14 protein-coding genes are annotated in these 17,952 nt (G+C 50.7%); 9 read left to right on the top strand and 5 right to left on the bottom strand.

Annotation, left to right across the window (positions count from 1 at the left end):
• The first annotated feature begins 30 nt into the window (after nt 1-30).
• Genes DB48_RS07015 through DB48_RS07005 form a run of 3 tightly spaced genes read left to right on the top strand, consistent with a single transcriptional unit; the run spans nt 31 to nt 3,125 of the window.
• Nucleotides 31-519 carry a MerR family transcriptional regulator gene (locus DB48_RS07015; RefSeq protein WP_041509590.1) on the top strand — a complete coding sequence of 163 codons (489 nt, stop codon included), beginning with the start codon at nt 31-33 and terminating at the stop codon, nt 517-519.
• A gap of 2 nt (nt 520-521) precedes the next feature.
• Nucleotides 522-2,765, top strand: a complete 2,244-nt coding sequence (locus DB48_RS07010) for a heavy metal translocating P-type ATPase (protein ID WP_041509589.1) — start codon at nt 522-524, stop codon at nt 2,763-2,765.
• Nucleotides 2,766-2,774: 9 nt separating this feature from the next.
• A complete protein-coding gene (locus tag DB48_RS07005) occupies nt 2,775-3,125 on the top strand; it encodes a cupredoxin domain-containing protein (RefSeq protein WP_041509588.1) in 351 nt (116 codons plus the stop codon).
• A gap of 71 nt (nt 3,126-3,196) precedes the next feature.
• Here DB48_RS07005 and DB48_RS07000 read toward each other — a convergent pair whose 3' ends face one another.
• The 3 genes from DB48_RS07000 to DB48_RS06990 all read right to left on the bottom strand — a co-directional run bounded on the left by DB48_RS07000 (nt 3,197) and on the right by DB48_RS06990 (nt 6,938).
• Nucleotides 3,197-3,739: a porin family protein gene (locus tag DB48_RS07000; RefSeq protein WP_041509587.1), complete on the bottom strand. Its 543-nt coding sequence runs from the start codon at nt 3,737-3,739 to the stop codon at nt 3,197-3,199.
• A gap of 196 nt (nt 3,740-3,935) precedes the next feature.
• Nucleotides 3,936-4,127, bottom strand: coding sequence for a DUF2061 domain-containing protein (locus DB48_RS06995; RefSeq protein WP_041509586.1), 192 nt, complete (start codon nt 4,125-4,127; stop codon nt 3,936-3,938).
• A gap of 141 nt (nt 4,128-4,268) precedes the next feature.
• A complete protein-coding gene (locus DB48_RS06990) occupies nt 4,269-6,938 on the bottom strand; it encodes a nitrate reductase (RefSeq protein WP_041509585.1) in 2,670 nt (889 codons plus the stop codon).
• A gap of 406 nt (nt 6,939-7,344) precedes the next feature.
• Here DB48_RS06990 and cobA point away from each other — a divergent pair, with 406 nt between their 5' ends.
• The 5 genes from cobA to DB48_RS06965 all read left to right on the top strand — a co-directional run bounded on the left by cobA (nt 7,345) and on the right by DB48_RS06965 (nt 14,470).
• Nucleotides 7,345-8,199 (top strand): uroporphyrinogen-III C-methyltransferase, encoded by an 855-nt coding sequence (gene cobA / locus DB48_RS06985; RefSeq protein ID WP_041509584.1) that lies wholly within the window; start codon nt 7,345-7,347, stop codon nt 8,197-8,199.
• Between the two features lie 18 nt (nt 8,200-8,217).
• On the top strand, nt 8,218-10,749 hold the full coding sequence (gene nirB, locus DB48_RS06980) for a nitrite reductase large subunit NirB (protein ID WP_041509583.1): 2,532 nt from the start codon (nt 8,218-8,220) through the stop codon (nt 10,747-10,749).
• A gap of 11 nt (nt 10,750-10,760) precedes the next feature.
• On the top strand, nt 10,761-11,117 hold the full coding sequence (gene nirD, locus DB48_RS06975; RefSeq protein WP_200890546.1) for a nitrite reductase small subunit NirD: 357 nt from the start codon (nt 10,761-10,763) through the stop codon (nt 11,115-11,117).
• A gap of 94 nt (nt 11,118-11,211) precedes the next feature.
• On the top strand, nt 11,212-12,687 hold the full coding sequence (locus DB48_RS06970) for a NarK family nitrate/nitrite MFS transporter (RefSeq protein ID WP_041509582.1): 1,476 nt from the start codon (nt 11,212-11,214) through the stop codon (nt 12,685-12,687).
• 16 nt (nt 12,688-12,703) lie between these two features.
• Nucleotides 12,704-14,470, top strand: a complete 1,767-nt coding sequence (locus tag DB48_RS06965) for a bifunctional protein-serine/threonine kinase/phosphatase (RefSeq protein ID WP_052813711.1) — start codon at nt 12,704-12,706, stop codon at nt 14,468-14,470.
• A gap of 59 nt (nt 14,471-14,529) precedes the next feature.
• Here DB48_RS06965 and DB48_RS06960 read toward each other — a convergent pair whose 3' ends face one another.
• Complete coding sequence (locus DB48_RS06960; RefSeq protein WP_041509581.1) at nt 14,530-15,432, bottom strand: 1,4-dihydroxy-2-naphthoyl-CoA synthase; 903 nt, start codon at nt 15,430-15,432, stop codon at nt 14,530-14,532.
• A 122-nt stretch (nt 15,433-15,554) separates the two neighbouring features.
• Nucleotides 15,555-15,908, bottom strand: coding sequence for a hypothetical protein (locus DB48_RS06955; protein ID WP_041509580.1), 354 nt, complete (start codon nt 15,906-15,908; stop codon nt 15,555-15,557).
• Between the two features lie 88 nt (nt 15,909-15,996).
• Between DB48_RS06955 and ccoG the strand changes: the two genes are divergently transcribed.
• A complete protein-coding gene (gene ccoG / locus DB48_RS06950; RefSeq protein WP_041509579.1) occupies nt 15,997-17,424 on the top strand; it encodes a cytochrome c oxidase accessory protein CcoG in 1,428 nt (475 codons plus the stop codon).
• Nucleotides 17,425-17,952: the final 528 nt, after the last annotated feature.

Below are 17,952 nucleotides of genomic sequence, written 5' to 3'. Positions count from 1 at the left end.
AGCTTTAAAAAGTGTCTTGATGGAGTGGTTATGCGCGTCAATCAACTAGCGAAGAATCTTAATATCACGGGTGATACAGTTCGCTTCTATACCCGCATTGGGCTGCTGAGCCCTGCCAAGTCTTCGGTCAATGGTTACAAGGACTATAGCGATAAAGATCAGTCGCGAATGCAATTTATCCTGAGTGCCAGAAGCCTGGGATTTAGCGTCGATGAGATCAAGGTGATCTTCTCGCGTACGGATCAGGGGGAGAGTGCCTGCTCTCTGGTGCGGCAGATGATCCAGCAGAAGCTCGAGGAGACAGAGAAGCAGTTCGAGGAGATGGTGAAGCTGAGACGCAAGCTGTCGAATGCCGTCGAGGACTGGTCCCACAAGCCAGATAAGGCGCCGACCGGCAACATGATCTGCCACTTAATCGAAGGCACCTATGCGGAAGGAGCTTATGCAGAAGACTCTCATGCAGAAAGCACTCGTCACCAAGGTACTCTCGAGCCTAGTACGCTTAGCCAGGAGGATTGAAGATGGACACAAGTAGAGTACAACTCAACATCATCGGCGCTGGCTGTGCGAGCTGTGTCGGTAAGATAGAAAAGGCACTAAAGGCGGTGCCTGGGGTCGACTCGGCCGAGATGAACTTTGCCGAGCGCATCGTCGATGTTTCGGGCTCGGCAACGCCGCAGCAGTTGATTGCGGCCGTCGAGGCGGCAGGCTATAACGCGACGCAGCTGCAGGCCGAGGCGGGATTTGATGCCATGGATGAGAAGGAGCAGGCGGATCTCGACTATTATCACAGCTTACTGCGCCACACCTTTATCGCCCTGTCTGTCGGTATTCCCTTGATGATCTACGGCCTGTTTATTGGTGAGATGACGGTGTCGACCACCGCAGAGCAGCTGGCCTGGGGGCTGGTGGGGCTGGTGACCCTCTCTATCATGGTGTTATCGGGTAGGCACTTCTATGTGGGGGCGTGGAAATCCTTTGTGCACCACAATGCCAACATGGACACACTCATCGCCTTAGGTACGGGGACCGCCTGGCTCTACTCTATGCTGGTGGTCGCCTTTCCGACCCTGTTGCCTGAGATGGCGCGCCATGTCTATTTTGAGGCCACGGCGATGATCATAGGTTTGATCAACCTGGGGCTGGCGCTGGAAGTAAAGGCCAGGGGCAAGACCTCAGAGGCAATTAAGCGTTTGATCGGTTTACAGGCTAAGACTGCGCGAGTGATTCGTGATGGCAAAGAGCTGGATATCGATATCGCCCAGGTGCTGCAGGGGGACAAGGTAAGGGTGCGCCCCGGGGAGAAGATCCCCGTCGACGGCGTGGTCATCGAAGGCAATACCAGCGTCGATGAGTCAATGTTGACCGGCGAGCCCATTCCGGTAGAGAAGCATATCGACAGCGAAGTGGTCACAGGCACCCTAAACAAGTCGGGCGCCATCGTCTTTACCGCAACCCATGTGGGCAAAGACACGGCGCTGGCCAGAATCATCGCCATGGTGAAACGGGCGCAGAATTCTAAGCCGCCTATCGGTCGGCTTGCCGATGTGATCGCCAGCTATTTCGTACCTGCCATCATGATCATCGCCATAGTGAGTGCCATGGTGTGGTTTAACTTCGGCCCCGAACCTTCCATGGTGTTTGCCATCGTCTCGGCCACGACGGTGTTGATCATCGCCTGCCCCTGTGCCCTTGGGCTGGCAACCCCTATGTCTGTCATGGTGGGGGTGGGCAAGGCCGCCGAGTCTGGGGTATTGATCCGTAACGGCGAGGCGCTACAAACCGCCTCTAAGATCAGTGTCATGGTGTTAGATAAGACGGGCACAATTACCCAGGGCTCGCCTCAGGTCACTGACGTAGTCGTTACTCAGGCATCATCAATGGACGAGCAAGGGGTATTGGCCCTCGCGGCCGGTATTGAGCGTCACTCTGAGCATCCTTTGGCCGAGGCGATCGTCGAGTCGGCGACGCGTCGTGAAATTGAGCTTGAGGATGTCGAGGCATTTACCGCCATTTCGGGTCGCGGCGTACAGGCTCAACTGAATGGCCAGTCGCTGCTGTTTGGGAACCAGGCGTTGATGCAGGACTATGAGGTGGATATTCAGGCTTATCAAGCCAAGGCGCAGCAGCTGGCGGCGGAGGCTAAGACGCCTATGTACCTGGCGCGCGATAATAAACTGCTGGCTATCATCGCGGTGGCGGATCCTATCAAGCCTGACTCGGCGGAGGCTATCGCCAGGCTCAAGCATAATGGCATCAAGGTGGTCATGTTAACCGGAGATAATAAGGCCACGGCTGCCGCAGTTGCCGCAAAGGTTGGTATAGAGACGTTTTTCGCCGAGGTGATGCCCCAGGATAAGGCTGGCAAGGTGGCCGAACTGCAAAAAGAGGGCGAGATAGTGGGCATGACGGGCGATGGCATCAACGATGCGCCGGCACTGGCCCTGGCCAACGTAGGCTTCGCCATAGGTACGGGCACGGATGTGGCCATCGAGAGTGCCGATATCACCCTGATGCGAGGCTCCTTGCACGGCTTGGCCGACGCGATAGCCGTGAGTAAGGCGACACTGAGAAATATTAAGCAGAACCTGTTCGGTGCCTTTATCTATAACGCCGCGGGTATTCCCATTGCCGCGGGTATTCTCTACCCCATGTTTGGCGTGCTGCTTAGCCCAGTGATCGCCGGTGCGGCCATGGCCTTCTCATCGCTGACCGTGGTGAGCAATGCCAATCGTCTGCGTCTGTTTAAAGCCAAAGTGCATTAGGAGGCTGGTATGTTATTTATCAATCTGATTTGTCTCGCCATGATAGGTTTTATCGTCTGGTGGTTTTGGCTCTATTCGCCGGAGGCGGCCGTGAGTCAGGAGGGTATAGAGATAGTGGTTAAAGACGGAGTCTATACGCCTTCACGTATCAAGATAGCAGCGGGTAAGGCGACGACACTTACCTTCCTTAGGCAGGACAAGTCGGCCTGTTCGGCGACTCTGCAACTGCCGGCGTTATCGATCAGCGAGGAGCTGGCATTCGACAAGCCCACCATTATTAATGTTCCGGCTACGACACCGGGTGAATATGCCTTTCATTGTCAGATGCAGATGTATAAGGGTGTGCTAGTCGTTGAGTAAGCTTGGTCAATAAATGTGATTAGTTAGAAGTCGGGTAAACAAATGTGTTTGCCCGACTTTTTATGCAGCGATCAGAAGCGGTATCCCAGGGCGAACGTCAGTGTATGGGTATCGAGCAGGTCCATCGCCTGATAGTGATAGGTAAGGCCGAGATCCATGCCCGATGCAAACTCCATCCGCCAGCCTAGGCCTGCCAGCAGACCGGTACCATCATCAGTGTACTTACGATCGTTATTGTCGACATCGGTAAACTTCAGTCGATATTGGTTGGCCCCCAGTTTAAATATCAGACGGTTTCGCTGAGACAAGGGGAGTGTATATAGGGCTGCGGCACGGAAGCTGTCGACATCATCGAGTTGATTGCCAAAAAAGTTAAAGAGGTTGGTAACAAATACATCTTGTCGCATGTAGCCCAGTTCTAAGCCCCATTCTGGGCTGAATTGGTAGCGGTAGGCGAGGTCATAATGGATTTGAAAATCATCACCGTCGATAGCTTTGTCAGATGAGACCTTAGCTTCTCCTATACCCGCACCGACCGACAGGGCGTGATGGTAGTCGGATGCAAAAGAGAGTGGCGTGACGAGCAGGCAGGCTGCAGCAAGAATAGCTTTCATAACAATCCTTTGAAATGTGATAACAGCAAAATATCGAGCCCGATTTATACCAGATGTTGGCGATAAAAGGTAAGGATAATTTTTATTCAGGCAATATTAATCACTGTTAAATTAGCCATTGTTTCAATGAAAAACTGAATGTATACAGTATTAAAGTGCTAATCACTAAAGCAGCTTTGCTAGTGATACGTGCAGTTTAAGCCAGCAGTGGCTTTGAGCGCTTCTCGATGCGCTGCCACACCTTATCGTGAAAGTAGAAGACGACAGTGTTGATTGCCGGTTCAATAAGCGCCACCGCACCACCAATCACTATGCTACCCGTCAGCAGGTAGGTGATACCGAATGCGACACCGAAGTGTAATATTGCGAAAGTGATTGTCTTAGCCATGATGCAACTCCTCTTTAATTAACTTAAATGATAATAGTTATCATTTGTGGTGTAAATAAAATTGGTCAGATGGCTTTAATCTTAAAAAACGATTAATTTTGCATGTTTGATAGCTTTCGTTGGTTTACTCCTTGCCAATTTCTACTCATAAACCGCTTTTATTAATTCCTCTAATTCCGCAATACAGCTTCCGCAGCCACTACCCGCCTCAGTCAGCGTCGTCAGTGTCGCGGTATCTTTGACCTCTTGTTGCTTTATGGCGCAGGTGAGTGTTTTCTCGCCGACCTGCTTGCAGGCGCAGATGATTCTGCCTTCAGCCAGTGTTCCCTTAGGCTTCGTCGACAGCAGGCTGCTTAATAGGGTTGAAAGCTCATCCTGATCATTAAATAGTGCTGCAAACCAGGCATGGTGGCTCGGGTCAAGTTGCTCACTCACTATGTAGGCAAATTGCACCTGCTGCTGGCTACTCTGGGCTAATCGATAACACTCTTGTTGGGGCGACTCGGCCATGACTTGGGTTATCTGTTGATATGGTGACAGGGCTTTTAGGCTTTTATTAAGTAATTCTGGTGACAGCTCGCTGGCAATGAAATAGCAAAACCCTCCCTTGATTGTCTGCTTTACCCAGTAGGGGGATTTGAGCTGGGTTAACGGTTGGCGACACACTAATAGTGCCTGACTCTGGGGGCTATAGCGGCGGATACTTACAGGTGTTGCTTTCATCTCAGGTTGACCCGAAATGGGGTCGATAAATGCCTTGCCAAGGGTACTGATCTTGCCGGCACTGGAGTTGCTATTGCTCCAATGGATAGCCGAGAACAGCTCGCCGGGCTTCACCTCTTTGCTGATGTTCACCCTCAATAACGCCTTGCCCGTCGCACTGGTTATCTCTGCAATGTCATGCTGATCGAGGCGATAAACCGCGGCATCTTCGGGATGGATCTGCAGCTGTGGTTCTGGCTGGTGTTGGCATAGCCGAGCCGACAAGGCGGTGCGTGTCATGGTGTGCCATTGATCCCGGCTGCGACCACTGTTGAGTTTCAGAGGAAACTGCTGATCACATGCTTGTGCCGAAGCAATATAGCGCACCGGGATCAGCCTGGCTCTGCGGTTGTCGGTATTAAATCGGCCGTTTGCAAACAGGCGTTGATGGAACATTTGAGATTGCAATCGGCTAACAGGCCACTGCTGGGGGGCTAACCGATAATAATCGCTATCAGAAATATCGGCCAAGTCGCCGAGAACCAGTGCATTTTGACTTAATCCATGGGCTTTGTTGGTGAGGCTGGCATATTCTCGGAATATCTGTGCTTCATGGCGATAGTTAAACCCATGACCAAACCCCATCTTTTTGGCCACCTCACTGATGATCCACCAGTCGGGTTTAGCCTCGCCCGGTGTGGTCGTTACCCTGCGCTGGCGCGATATGCGTCGTTCAGAATTGGTGACTGTTCCCGACTTTTCTGACCAGCCCTGAGCCGGTAGCTTCACATCGGCTAATGCCAGAGTGTCGGTATCGGCCACACAATCTGATACCACCACAAAAGGGCATTGGGCTAAGGCGGCTTTAATTTTATGGCTATCGGGCAGAGTGACGGCAGGGTTGGTTGCCATGATCCAGATGGCTTTGATTTTTCCCTCTGCAATTGCGTCGAACATATCTATGGCTTTGAGGCCGGGTCGGGTTGCTATTTGAGGCGCGCGCCAGAAGTCTCTCACAAGTTCACAGTTGCGGTCGCTAAAGTCCAAATGTGAGGCAAGCATATTGGCTAAGCCGCCCACTTCACGTCCGCCCATGGCATTGGGTTGCCCGGTAATAGAAAAGGGGCTGCTGCCGGGTTGACCTATTTTTCCCGTGGCCAGATGACAATTGATGATGCTATTGACTTTATCTGTACCCTGAGTGGATTGATTAACGCCTTGAGAATAGAGGGTTAATACTTTATCGCTGTGGCCAAACAGCTCAAAAAACTGCTTTAGCTGTATAGGACTTATCTGCAGCTGTTTTGCGGTCTGCTCCAGGGTGAGTTTATCTTGCTGTGCACTGTGTAATGTGGCTTCAAACCCCTGAGTGTGCTGCTCGATATAGCCGTGATCGAGTAATTGATTATCGGCGAGGTAAGTCAATAGGCGATTAAATAACAGTACATCTTTACCGTTAGCAAGGGCTAGATGCAGATCGGCGTCATAGCATGAGGCGGTTTTTCTGGGATCTATCACCACCAGTTTGCAGTTGGGGTTTTGGGCCTTTGCCGCTTTTATGCGCTGAAAGAGTATAGGATGACACCAGGCTAGGTTTGAGCCTACAAGAATGATGAGATCGGCGGCCTCAATATCCTGATAACAACCAGGCATCGAATCACTGCCAAAGGCGCGTTTGTGACCCGCAACGCTCGAGGACATGCATAGTCTCGAATTGGTATCGACATTTGCGCTACCAATAAAGCCTTTCATCAGTTTATTGGCGACATAATAGTCTTCCGTTAGTAGCTGGCCTGATAAATAGAAAGCCACCGAGTCGGGGCCATGTTTTGCTATGGTTTGCTGAAGTTGCTCAGCCACGGTCGATATTGCCTTATCCCAACTCACCCGTTGGTTTTCGATCATTGGAAACTTAAGTCGATGGGTGTCCGATAGCGTTTCCCCTAATGCTTGTCCTTTAGAGCAAAGTTTACCTAAGTTGGCCGGATGGCTCTTATCACCGCGAATGAGTAGTGCACCGTTACGCTGCGGTTTTGCTTCGACACCGCAACCCACACCACAATAAGCGCAGGTTGTTTTAATCCAAGGAGTTATCGGATTTTGGCTCATGAAAACCTCTCTCTGCCGGATGGAATGGTTTTAAATTTACTCTTTGGAAAGCAAGTGGTAGGCCATGATGGTTTTATGTCTGTAATTGGTTTTTAAAGTTGTTATAAAACAGCGTCTTGAAATTTTATTTTTATAAATATACCTATTTAGGGGTATATGATTGATGCCATATTTTTCATTGGCTTAGGATAAATGTTCAATAATGATCATTGTTTGCACGATTAGTGTGCGATCTAATTTGTTTTTAAGCCCTCAAAAACATCAATCTTTGCCTTTTACTTTCACGTTTATTTTATTATCTATTTGATTTTTAACTGTTTAAATTGCTGCTTGATACTTTTTTAAAGTTGTTGGCATCAAGTTTGCTCAATACTTGTTCAGTTGGCGATAACATCGAGGCTTAATTATGAACGAGCATGAGCAAACCCCTCACCACAGTGTCATCAATATCGGCTTTGGCGAGACTGGCAAGCCTGCATGTGAGGGGCGTGTCAGTTTAGTGGGCGCAGGGCCTGGTGATGCCGAGCTGCTGACCCTAAAGGCGATGCGCATTATTCAGCAGGCTGATCTGATTATTTATGATCGCTTAGTCAGTGATGAGATCTGTGCCTTATTCCCAGCAAAGACGCCGGCCCTATATGTAGGCAAAGCTAAGCATGAACACAGTGTCGAACAAGAACGCATCAACGAAATCCTGGTTGAGCAAGCCTTACTGGGAAAACATGTCTGCCGTTTAAAAGGCGGGGACAGTTTTATCTTTGGCCGCGGGGGAGAGGAGATCCTCTCTCTTAAAGCGCAAAACATCTCTGTTGAAGTGGTGCCTGGCATTACCGCCGCCTCTGGCTGCACCTCTTATGCCGGTATTCCTTTAACCCATAGAGGGGTTTCCCAGGGCACCACCTTTGTTACCGCCCATGCTGAATCAGAGCTACGGCTCAATTGGCAGAGTCTGGCGATGCTGCAGCACACCTTAGTGTTTTACATGGGGCTAAGTAAGGCATCACTTATTGCCAAAGAACTCATTCAAGCCGGGCTAGCCAGCCATACCCCTGTGGCGCTCATCGAGCGTGGTTGCTCTAAAGAGCAGAGAGTTATCAGCGGCTTACTAAGAGAACTGCCCGATCTGGTGGTTAAACACCAGCTGCAATCGCCCACTTTAATTGTGGTGGGACAGGTGGTGGATCTTGCGTCCCAGCTAAGTTGGTTCGAGCAGCAAGCGCAAGCTAAAGACAAGTATATATCGGCCCGTTTGAGTGCCTAGCGATATAAGGAGAGCAAGATGGATAACATATCTGTACTCGTGGTGGGCAATGGCATGGTTGGCCACAAGTTTATCGACAATATCTTAGCCAGCGAAGCGGCGGATAATGTGCAACTAACCACCTTCTCAGAAGAGCCCAGATTGGCGTACGACAGGGTACAGCTGAGTGCCTATTTCAGTGGTAAGACAGAGCAAGATCTGGCGTTAACCGATGAGGCTTACTATCGTCAGCACAAGGTCGATTTTCTGCTAGATACCAAGGTGATAAGTATCGACCCCACTGCGCATACCGTATTGACCGATAAGGGAAATACCGTGGCTTATGACAAGCTGGTGCTGGCGACTGGCTCTTATCCCTTTGTGCCACCTATCCCCGGCAATGATCAACCCCACTGTTTGGTTTACCGCACCATTGCCGATCTTGAGGCGATCACCGAGTCGAGTTGCCATAGCCAGAGTGGGGTGGTGATCGGTGGTGGCCTGCTTGGGCTCGAGGCGGCGAATGCCCTGAAGAATCTCGGCCTGGAAACCCATGTGGTGGAGTTTGCCCCAAGACTAATGGCGGTTCAGCTCGATGAAGGCGGCGCGAATCTATTGCGCCATCAAATAGAAGCCCTAGGTGTGCAGGTACATACCCAAAAGGCGACGACAGAGATTGTCCCGGGTGAGCAAAGTCGTTACCGATTGAATTTTGCCGATGGTACACATCTTGAAACCGATATGGTGGTGTTTTCTGCCGGGATCCGTCCACAGGATGAGCTGGCTCGACAGGCGCAGCTGGCGGTCGGTGAGCGTGGCGGTATCGTGATAAACGACTTTTGCCAGACCAGTGACCCAGACATCTATGCGGTGGGCGAGTGTGCCCTGTGGCAGGGGCGTATTTTGGGGTTGGTGGCGCCTGGCTATGCCATGGCGGCGGTCGCTGCGGCGCATCTATCTGGCGGTGAACTCGCCTTCAGGGGCGCCGATATGAGCACCAAATTAAAGCTTCTTGGTCTGGATGTCGCCAGTATCGGTGACGCCCATGGGCAGACAGAGGGGGCACAGTCTTACACCTTTCATGATGAGATAGCTCAGGTTTATAAGCGTCTGGTGGTCAATCAGACGGGAGATCGAGTCTTGGGTGCGGTATTGGTGGGTGATGTCAGCGCCTATGGCCAGCTGCTGCAGATGATGCTCAATGATATGCCACTACCGGATCATCCTTCGGCGCTTATCTTACCTCAAGTCGAGGGGGAGGGGGCTGCTGGCATGGGCGTCGAAGCCTTACCCGCCAGCGCCCAAATCTGCTCCTGCTATGACGTGAGCAAAGGGGATGTGGCCGCTGCCGTGGCTAACGGGGCTACCGATATGGCCATGATAAAGAGCTGCACTAAAGCCTCCACCGGCTGTGGAGGTTGCAGCGCCTTGGTCAAGCAGGTGATGGACTGTGAGCTCGCCGCTTTGGGCCATGAAGTGGATAACAGCTTGTGTGAACACTTTGTTTATACTCGTCCTGAGCTGGTGGATATTGTGCGGATTAAGCAGATTCGTAGTTTCGATGAGCTGTTAGCCAGTCACGGCAAGGGGTTGGGGTGTGATGTCTGTAAGCCTGCCGTTGCATCGATTCTGGCTTCTTTCTGGAACGATTATATCCTCGACGATGCCCATATCGGACTACAAGACACCAATGATATCTATTTGGGCAATATGCAAAAAGATGGCACCTACTCTGTGGTGCCACGCATCGCCGGTGGTGAGGTGACTCCCGATAAGTTGATCGTGTTAGGCGAGGTGGCTAAGGAGTTTGATCTCTATACCAAGATCACTGGTGGCCAGCGAATCGACCTGTTTGGTGCGCAACTGCATCAGCTGCCGCTGATCTGGCGTAAGCTGGTGGATGCAGGGTTTGAGACAGGCCACGCCTACGGCAAGTCGGTGCGTACGGTGAAGTCCTGTGTGGGTGACGCTTGGTGTCGATATGGGGTTAAGGACAGTTTAGGCTTCGCTATCGATATCGAAAATCGATACAAGGGCTTACGTTCCCCCCATAAGCTAAAGTTTGCCGTCTCAGGCTGTACTCGTGAGTGTGCCGAAGCCCAATCTAAAGATGTCGGCATCATTGCCACCGAACATGGCTGGAACCTCTACGTTGGCGGCAATGGCGGCATGCGTCCAAGGCATGCCGAGCTGTTTGCCACAGGGCTTGATGACCAGACCTTGATCCGCTATATCGACCGATTCCTGATGTTTTATATTCGCAGCGCCGAAAGGCTACAGCGCACTTCTGTGTGGATTGAGAACCTCGAAGGGGGCCTGGAGTATCTTAAATCCGTGGTGATCCATGACAAGCTGGGGCTGGCTGACGAGCTGGAAGCTGAGATGGCCGGCAACATAGCTAAGTATCAATGCGAATGGAAAACCACGCTGGAAAATCCGGAAAAGCTCAAACGTTTTAAGCATTTCGTTAATGCCGAACAAGAGGATAGCTACTTGGCCTATGAGGTAAAGCGTTCTCAGCGTATGCCGGCCAAGTCCAGTCAAATCATCGATGTATTAACCGTTGAATAGGGAGACAAGTGATGAACCTAGCAATCGATAAGATGCAAGATCTTTGGATATCAGTGTGTTCGCCACAAGATATTACTCCCGGCACCGGGGTGTGTGCCTTGGTTGGAGGGCGGCAGGTGGCGCTGTTTTGCTGTCGTCAGACACAGGCCTTTTATGCGATCGATAATTTCGATCCTATCGGCGGCGCCAGTGTGTTATCTCGGGGGATCATGGGATCAATTGCAGGTGAGCCTGTAGTGGCCTCTCCTCTGTATAAGCACTATTTCAATCTCAATACCGGTCGCTGTATTCAGACTCCGGAGCATCAACTGAACACCTACCCGGTGCGCATCAGTGGCACTGAGGTTCAAATAGGTATTTACAGCTAACCATTAATTTTATTAACGCTAAAGCATGCTACATGAGTGTGGCAGGGGACTTTGCAACTAAAAATTGCCCTAATCCCCGGTTAAGGAGAGTTCCATGAGTACAGATAATCGCTTTAATTTACTGAGCTTTACCGGAAAAATGAAGGTGCTACACCTGAGCTGGATGGCGTTTTTCATCACCTTTGTGGTGTGGTTTAACTTTGCGCCGCTGTTGCAGTCGGTTAAGGCGTCGTTAGGGCTCACCTCGGCCGAAATCAAGACGCTGCTCATTCTTAATGTTGCCTTTACTATCCCGGCGCGGGTGGTCATAGGCATGCTTACCGATCGCTTTGGGCCTCGCATCATCTATTCGGGGTTGCTGGCCATTTGTGCACTGCCCTGTTTTGCCTTTGCGCTAGCAGACAGCTTTGTACAAGCCGCGATAGCGCGTTTTCTGCTGGGGTTTATCGGTGCCGGCTTCGTGGTGGGAATACGTCTGGTGTCGGAATGGTTTCCCCATAATGAGCTAGGTACGGCCGAAGGGATTTACGGTGGTTGGGGCAATTTTGGTTCGGCGGCGGCCGCATTTACCCTGCCAACGCTTGCCGTGCTCTTTGGTGGAGAAGATGGCTGGCGTTATGCATTGGGGCTGACCGGGGTGATCAGCCTGATATTTTCCTGGGTGTTCTACCTTAATGTGGCCGATACCCCAAAAGGTTCGACCTATTTCAAGCCGAAGAGTCTCACGGCGATGGAGGTGACCTCGAAAGGCGACTTCATACTGCTTCTGATAATGAAACTGCCTATGTATGGCGCGTTGGCACTATTGGCGTGGAAGTTGTCGCCAGCGGGCGTTGCTATGTTGAGCGATGTGAGCATGTATGGCATCTATCTTTGCTTGCTGCTGCTCTACCTCTATGAAGTCTCTCAAGTATGGAAAGTGAATAAGAGCGTATTTGAAGGGCCGGTACCTGAGATCCATAGATATAAGTTTAAGCAGGTTGCGGTGTTAAATATTCTCTATTTCGCGACATTTGGTTCAGAACTGGCCGTGGTGTCTATGTTGCCGCTGTTTTTTGCCGAGACCTTCGCGCTCACTCCCGTGATGGCCGGCATGGTGGCCTCTGCCTATGCCTTCATGAACCTGATGTCGCGTCCAGGTGGCGGTTGGATCTCAGATAAATTTGGTCGTAAGCCCACCCTGTTGATATTAACGGCAGGATTAGCGGCGGGTTATTTTCTGATGGGACAAGTAAACGGTGAGTGGCCGGTATGGGTTGCCGTGGCTGCGGCGATGGCATGCTCTTTCTTTGTGCAGTCGGGAGAGGGGGCCGTGTTTGCCACAGTGCCACTGATTAAGCGTCGAATGACGGGGCAAATTGCCGGTATGACGGGGGCTTATGGCAACGTGGGTGCCGTGTGCTACCTGACGGTATTATCCTTTGTGGATTACAGCACCTTCTTTTATGTGATTGCGGCCACCGCGGTACTCGGTTTTGTTGCGCTGACTTGGATGGAGGAGCCTAGGGGGCAAATGGCTGAAATAAACCAAGATGGTAGTGTCACATTGATCGATGTGTCGAGCCGTTGAGCGAGAGGCTAAGTCGATGAATGCTCACCCTAAGCTTGTCGAAGCGGTACATTCAGCGCGGACGCCCGGGCAGACCAGGCGGTTGGCGTTGAGTTTCGGCGGCAGTTCATGTGCTGGGGTTAGGCCGCAGAATCAGGATGCATTTGCCGTGCACCATAGTGTCGATAGCCATCAGTTGCTGCATAAAGGGGTGGTGGCTTGTATTGCCGATGGTGTGAGCTGTAGTCAACATGGTCAGCTGGCTAGCCAGCTTTGTGTGACTCAATTTATCGAAGACTATTTGAGTGCTCCCGACAGTTGGGGAGTCAAACGTGCGGCAACTAAAGTGCTGAACGCCTTGAACATATGGCTTAACCATCACAGTCAGCAGACGGCACTGCGACATAATGGCTACGTGACCACCTTCAGCGCCTTGGTATTTAAGGCTAACCGTTTGCACCTTTTTCACGTGGGTGACTGCCGGGTCTATCGACTGAGAGAGGGCGAGTTCATTCAGCTTTCTAAGGATCATTGTCATCAGGGATTTGGTGAAAAAGGCTTTCTGACTCGAGCCTTGGGGATGGATAGTCATTTAGAGGTGGATTACCAGAGTCATGAACTGCAGCCGGGCGATCGCTATCTGTTAACCACAGATGGCGTCCACGATAGCCTCAGCTTGAGTCGGCTAAGAGATGTGGCCGCTAGCAACGAGCATTTAGAGGTGTTGGCCAGGCAGTTGACCTCGATGGCTTTAGCCGCAGGGAGCCAGGATAACAACAGCAGTCTATTGTTGCAGGTGGACTCATTGCCCTATGCCGATGTTCAGGGGTTAACCTTGTCGTCATCACAGAAAGTGATCCCGCCTGTGATGACGGTTGGCAATACCATAGATAACTTTGAGGTGCTCAAAGTTATCTACAGCGGTACACGCAGTCATATCTATCTGGTAAAGCAGTTGGGAACTGACGCCGTATATGTACTCAAGGCTCCCTCACTTAATTTCAGCGAAGATGGGGATTATCTGGCGAGTTTCGTGCGAGAACAGTGGCTGGGGCAGCGAACTCAGCACCCATCGCTGATGAAGGTTTACCCTAGTGAATCGCCTTTCTTGTATCACCTTTGTGAATATATCCAGGGACAAACCCTAAGACAGTGGATGTATGACCATCCAGCTGCCGATATAGGTAAGGTTAGATCCATACTGGAGGAGATAGTCATTGCGGTTAGAGCCCTGCAACGCATGGGAGTGGTGCATAGGGATATAAAACCGGAAAACCTGATGCTCACCTCGGATGATAAAGTGGTGTTGATCGATTATGGCGCCGCTCAGGTAGACGGCTTGGCAGAGTTGACTCCAGCGACCCAGGAGGCGCTGCCACTTGGCGCCGTGGGATATATCGCCCCTGAATATTTGCAAACGGGAATGGCGTCTCATCAGGCGGATATATTCTCGATTGGAGTCATTGTCTATGAGATGTTGAGCGGGAAATTACCCTATAACACAGGTCGGTCCCTATCCATTAATAACCATAGGAACAAGGACTGGTGTTATACCTCTTGTCGTCAGTATCGAGAGTCCGTCCCCTTGTGGCTCGACCTGGCACTCGAGAAGGCGTGCCATCCAGATACTCGCGTAAGGTATCAGTCTATGTCAGAAATGCTGTTGGACCTGAACAGTCCTAATCAACAGATGGTGCAGAAATATCAGTCACAGCCCTTCATTGAACGTGAGCCGATTATGTTTTGGAAGGGATTGAGCGTATTGCTCCTGCTGATAGTGGTGTTGCAAGCTTTGCTATTGTGATGCAAGCGGTTGAACAGGCCAAAGCGGTGGCCTGTTCTGGGTTGTCGCGTAATAACGGCTTAGTAGTGCCAGGGGAATTTAGAGAAATCCTGATCCCGCTTTTCCAGGAAGGCGTCGCGGCCTTCAACTGCCTCGTCGGTACCATAGGCCAGACGGGTGGCCTCGCCGGCAAACAGTTGCTGCCCCACCAAACCATCGTCCGGCAGGTTAAAACCGTATTTCAGCATGCGCATGGCGGTTGGCGACTTAGAGTTGATCTCTTTACCCCACTTCAGGGCCTCGGTTTCCAATTCGGCATGGGGAATGGCGCGATTGACCATACCCATATCGAAGGCCTCATCTGCGCTGTAGTTAAAGCCGAGGAAGAAAATTTCCCGGGCGCGTTTCTGGCCTATCATCTTAGCCAGATAGGCGCTGCCATATCCTGAGTCGAAACTGCCCACATCCGGGTCGGTTTGTTTAAATACCGCATGCTCTTTAGAGGCCAGGGTCAGATCGCAGACGACATGCAGGCTATGACCACCGCCGACAGCCCAACCAGGCACCACGGCAATCACCACCTTGGGCATGAAACGGATCAGGCGTTGTACCTCTAAGATGTGCAGGCGCCCCATGCGGGCCAAGTCGGGTTTATCTGTCTCTTGACCCTCATACTTGTAGCCATCCTTACCGCGGATGCGCTGGTCACCACCGGCGCTGAAGGACCATTGTCCCTTGGCCGATGGACCGTTACCCGTCAGGAGAACACAACCTACATCTGACCATTGGCGGGCATGATCCAAGGCGATATAGAGTTCATCGACCGTCTTAGGGCGAAATGAATTGAGGCAATCAGGGCGATTGATGGCGATACGTACCGTGCCCTGATCTTTGGCCCTGTGGTAGGTAATATCTTCAAAATCAAATCCTGGTACTCGATCCCATAAGGAGGGATCAAAGATATCGGAAACCTTGTCTGTCATGTTCGTAACCCTATGTGTGTCGCATCGAGAAGATGAGCCAAGGCTAGGCTCATTATGAGTAGAGATCAATTAGGCTGCAGAAAACCGTGCACTGGGCATAGCTTTCCGCCGCCTTTGAGGGATTATCTGAGCTTGTCGCAGATAAATTGCTGGTTATCTTTGCTCAATTTGTCAAAGCGATTACTGCTGTTGTCGCAGTATTTCTCTTTAAACTCGATTACCGTGTCTCTGGACTCGAGAATATCGTCCAGCGCAGCCAACTCCTGTCGAGTCAGTCGCTCGGCAATTTGTGTCTTGAACATCGCAATGTTCTTGTCTACTCGGATGATCTGGGTGCCCGTCATCGAATCGAGTTTACGTTCGATTCGCTTCAACAGGGCATCCGTTTGCGCGATGGGCTCATCGAGTTTGTCTGTCTCGGTTGCTAGATAATAGAGTAATCCTATCCCTGCACCTAAAATAATCCAGCCTCTCATTATTTATCCAACCATGGTGAACAATCAGTATTAGAAATGTATAATAAGCCAGTTTTCATGGAATATTAAAGCTGTAAGGCTGTTAAATATGAACGCAGAATCAAATAAAAAGGATTATTCCAAGGCTGAACGGATCAAAATTCATCAGCCCGACGAGAATAAATCCGATCGTTTTAATCCCCGCAATCGTATTTATGTTAGAGCAATAGAAGGATTTTGGACTCAGCTACGTCGCCGTTTAGGCTGGGTTGCTATGCTCTTCTTCCTTATCTTGCCCTGGATTCCCTGGGGAGACAGACAAGCCGTCTGGTTTAACCTGGGTGAACAGAAGTTTCATATCTTCGGTCTAACTATTTGGCCGCAAGATCTAACCTTACTCGCTGCATTATTAATGATAGCCGCGTTTGGTCTCTTTTTTGTGACAACCTATCTTGGCCGTGTCTGGTGTGGTTATACCTGCCCGCAGACGGTGTGGACCTTTATTTTCATCTGGTTCGAAGAGAAATTTGAAGGTGCGCGTAATAAGCGGATGAAATTGGATCAGATGCCCTGGAGCTTTAATAAGGTCTGGCGCAAGACGGCCAAGCATCTCTCCTGGTTATTGGTGTCGTTATTAACGGCCATGACCTTCGTCTCCTATTTCGTGCCGACCACCGAAGTCTACGCCGACGTCTTTACCGGCAGTGCCTCGGGGGCCATCTATTTCTGGGTAGCCCTGTTTACCGTAGCTACCTATGGTAATGCCGGCTGGATGCGCGAGATCATGTGTATTCATATGTGTCCATATGCTCGCTTCCAATCGGCCATGTTCGACAAGAATACCTTTATTGTGGGTTATGACACCAAGCGCGGTGAAAGTCGTGGCCCCCGCTCACGCAAGGCCGATCCTAAGGCGCTTGGTCTGGGCGACTGTATCGACTGTGATCTTTGTGTGCAGGTATGTCCAACCGGTATCGACATTCGTAACGGTCTGCAATATGAGTGCATCAACTGTGGGTCTTGTATCGATGCCTGTGATACCACCATGGACCGCATGGGGTACGAAAGAGGCCTGATCGCCTATACCACAGAAAATAAACTCGAAGGTGTCAAAGAGAAGGTACTTCGACCTAAGTTATTAGGCTATGGTGCAGTATTGGCATTCATGGTCTTCGTGTTTATCTATGCGACTGTGACTATTGCCCCTGTGCGTATCGACATCATTCGCGATCGTAACCAGCTCTTTAGAGAGAATAATCAGGGGCTGATCGAGAATACCTTTACCCTGAAGATCTTAAATAAGACTGAAGCCAAGCATGAATATCAACTCAGCGTCGAAGGTCTGCCTGATTATCAGTGGTACGGCCCACAGTCTGTGACCATTGAGGGAGGCGAGGTGCTGACGCTGCCTGTAAGTGTTGCCGTCGACCCCGTGGGGCTGTCGCGTGCCATGACTAAGGTCGATTTCAAGGTGACGACTGTATTAGATGGTGAAACCGTAGAGGCGACCCAGGAGTCGCGCTTCTTTAGCCAATAAGCTGGCTGTTAACGGTGAAACATCTTAAAAGGGGCTTTTTAGCCCCTTTTTTATACGTAATGCCTGATAATTGCCCGCTTGAACATCAAAGTGTCATTTTCTTTCAAAAAGCCCTTGCGTAAAAGAATCGTCTCCCTATAATGCGCATCCACTGACACGGCGCAGCAACTTCTTTAACAGGTAAAAGCCTGATAAATAGAGGGGTTCAGCCTGGTCAGAGACTCTGGTTAGTAAGCGGTTATACGCATTATGCTGAAGTCAGGCAGAAAGTGGTTTAAGGCTTTCAAATGTCGCCTTATGGTTAAAGAATCGACGCTTGAAAAACTTCTTAAAATTAACCCTTGACGCCAACACCGGGAAGTGTAGAATACGCATCCCTAAGCCGACGGCCCAGCGCTAACGGCGGCATCCAAAAGTAAGGATGCAGTGCTCTTTAACAAGATAAAACAAGAAATCTGTGTGGACACTCACAGGTATTGAGTTAATCGAAAACGATTTAAATCTCAATGCAATGATGAGAGTCCATAG

Source organism: Shewanella sp. cp20, assembly GCF_000832025.1.
In the GTDB taxonomy this organism is placed as follows: domain Bacteria; phylum Pseudomonadota; class Gammaproteobacteria; order Enterobacterales; family Shewanellaceae; genus Shewanella.
The sequence above is the reverse complement of the archived record's forward strand: the minus strand, read 5'-3'. Positions and strand labels throughout refer to the sequence as shown.

What these genes read in the sequence shown, in the direction of transcription:
- DB48_RS07015 (WP_041509590.1), top strand. Translation starts at nt 31, where the DNA reads ATGCGCGTCAATCAACTAGCGAAGAATCTTAATATCACGGGTGATACA.
- DB48_RS07010 (WP_041509589.1), top strand. Translation starts at nt 522, where the DNA reads ATGGACACAAGTAGAGTACAACTCAACATCATCGGCGCTGGCTGTGCG.
- DB48_RS07005 (WP_041509588.1), top strand. Translation starts at nt 2,775, where the DNA reads ATGTTATTTATCAATCTGATTTGTCTCGCCATGATAGGTTTTATCGTC.
- DB48_RS07000 (WP_041509587.1), bottom strand. Translation starts at nt 3,739, where the DNA reads ATGAAAGCTATTCTTGCTGCAGCCTGCCTGCTCGTCACGCCACTCTCT.
- DB48_RS06995 (WP_041509586.1), bottom strand. Translation starts at nt 4,127, where the DNA reads ATGGCTAAGACAATCACTTTCGCAATATTACACTTCGGTGTCGCATTC.
- DB48_RS06990 (WP_041509585.1), bottom strand. Translation starts at nt 6,938, where the DNA reads ATGAGCCAAAATCCGATAACTCCTTGGATTAAAACAACCTGCGCTTAT.
- cobA (WP_041509584.1), top strand. Translation starts at nt 7,345, where the DNA reads ATGAACGAGCATGAGCAAACCCCTCACCACAGTGTCATCAATATCGGC.
- nirB (WP_041509583.1), top strand. Translation starts at nt 8,218, where the DNA reads ATGGATAACATATCTGTACTCGTGGTGGGCAATGGCATGGTTGGCCAC.
- nirD (WP_200890546.1), top strand. Translation starts at nt 10,761, where the DNA reads ATGAACCTAGCAATCGATAAGATGCAAGATCTTTGGATATCAGTGTGT.
- DB48_RS06970 (WP_041509582.1), top strand. Translation starts at nt 11,212, where the DNA reads ATGAGTACAGATAATCGCTTTAATTTACTGAGCTTTACCGGAAAAATG.
- DB48_RS06965 (WP_052813711.1), top strand. Translation starts at nt 12,704, where the DNA reads ATGAATGCTCACCCTAAGCTTGTCGAAGCGGTACATTCAGCGCGGACG.
- DB48_RS06960 (WP_041509581.1), bottom strand. Translation starts at nt 15,432, where the DNA reads ATGACAGACAAGGTTTCCGATATCTTTGATCCCTCCTTATGGGATCGA.
- DB48_RS06955 (WP_041509580.1), bottom strand. Translation starts at nt 15,908, where the DNA reads ATGAGAGGCTGGATTATTTTAGGTGCAGGGATAGGATTACTCTATTAT.
- ccoG (WP_041509579.1), top strand. Translation starts at nt 15,997, where the DNA reads ATGAACGCAGAATCAAATAAAAAGGATTATTCCAAGGCTGAACGGATC.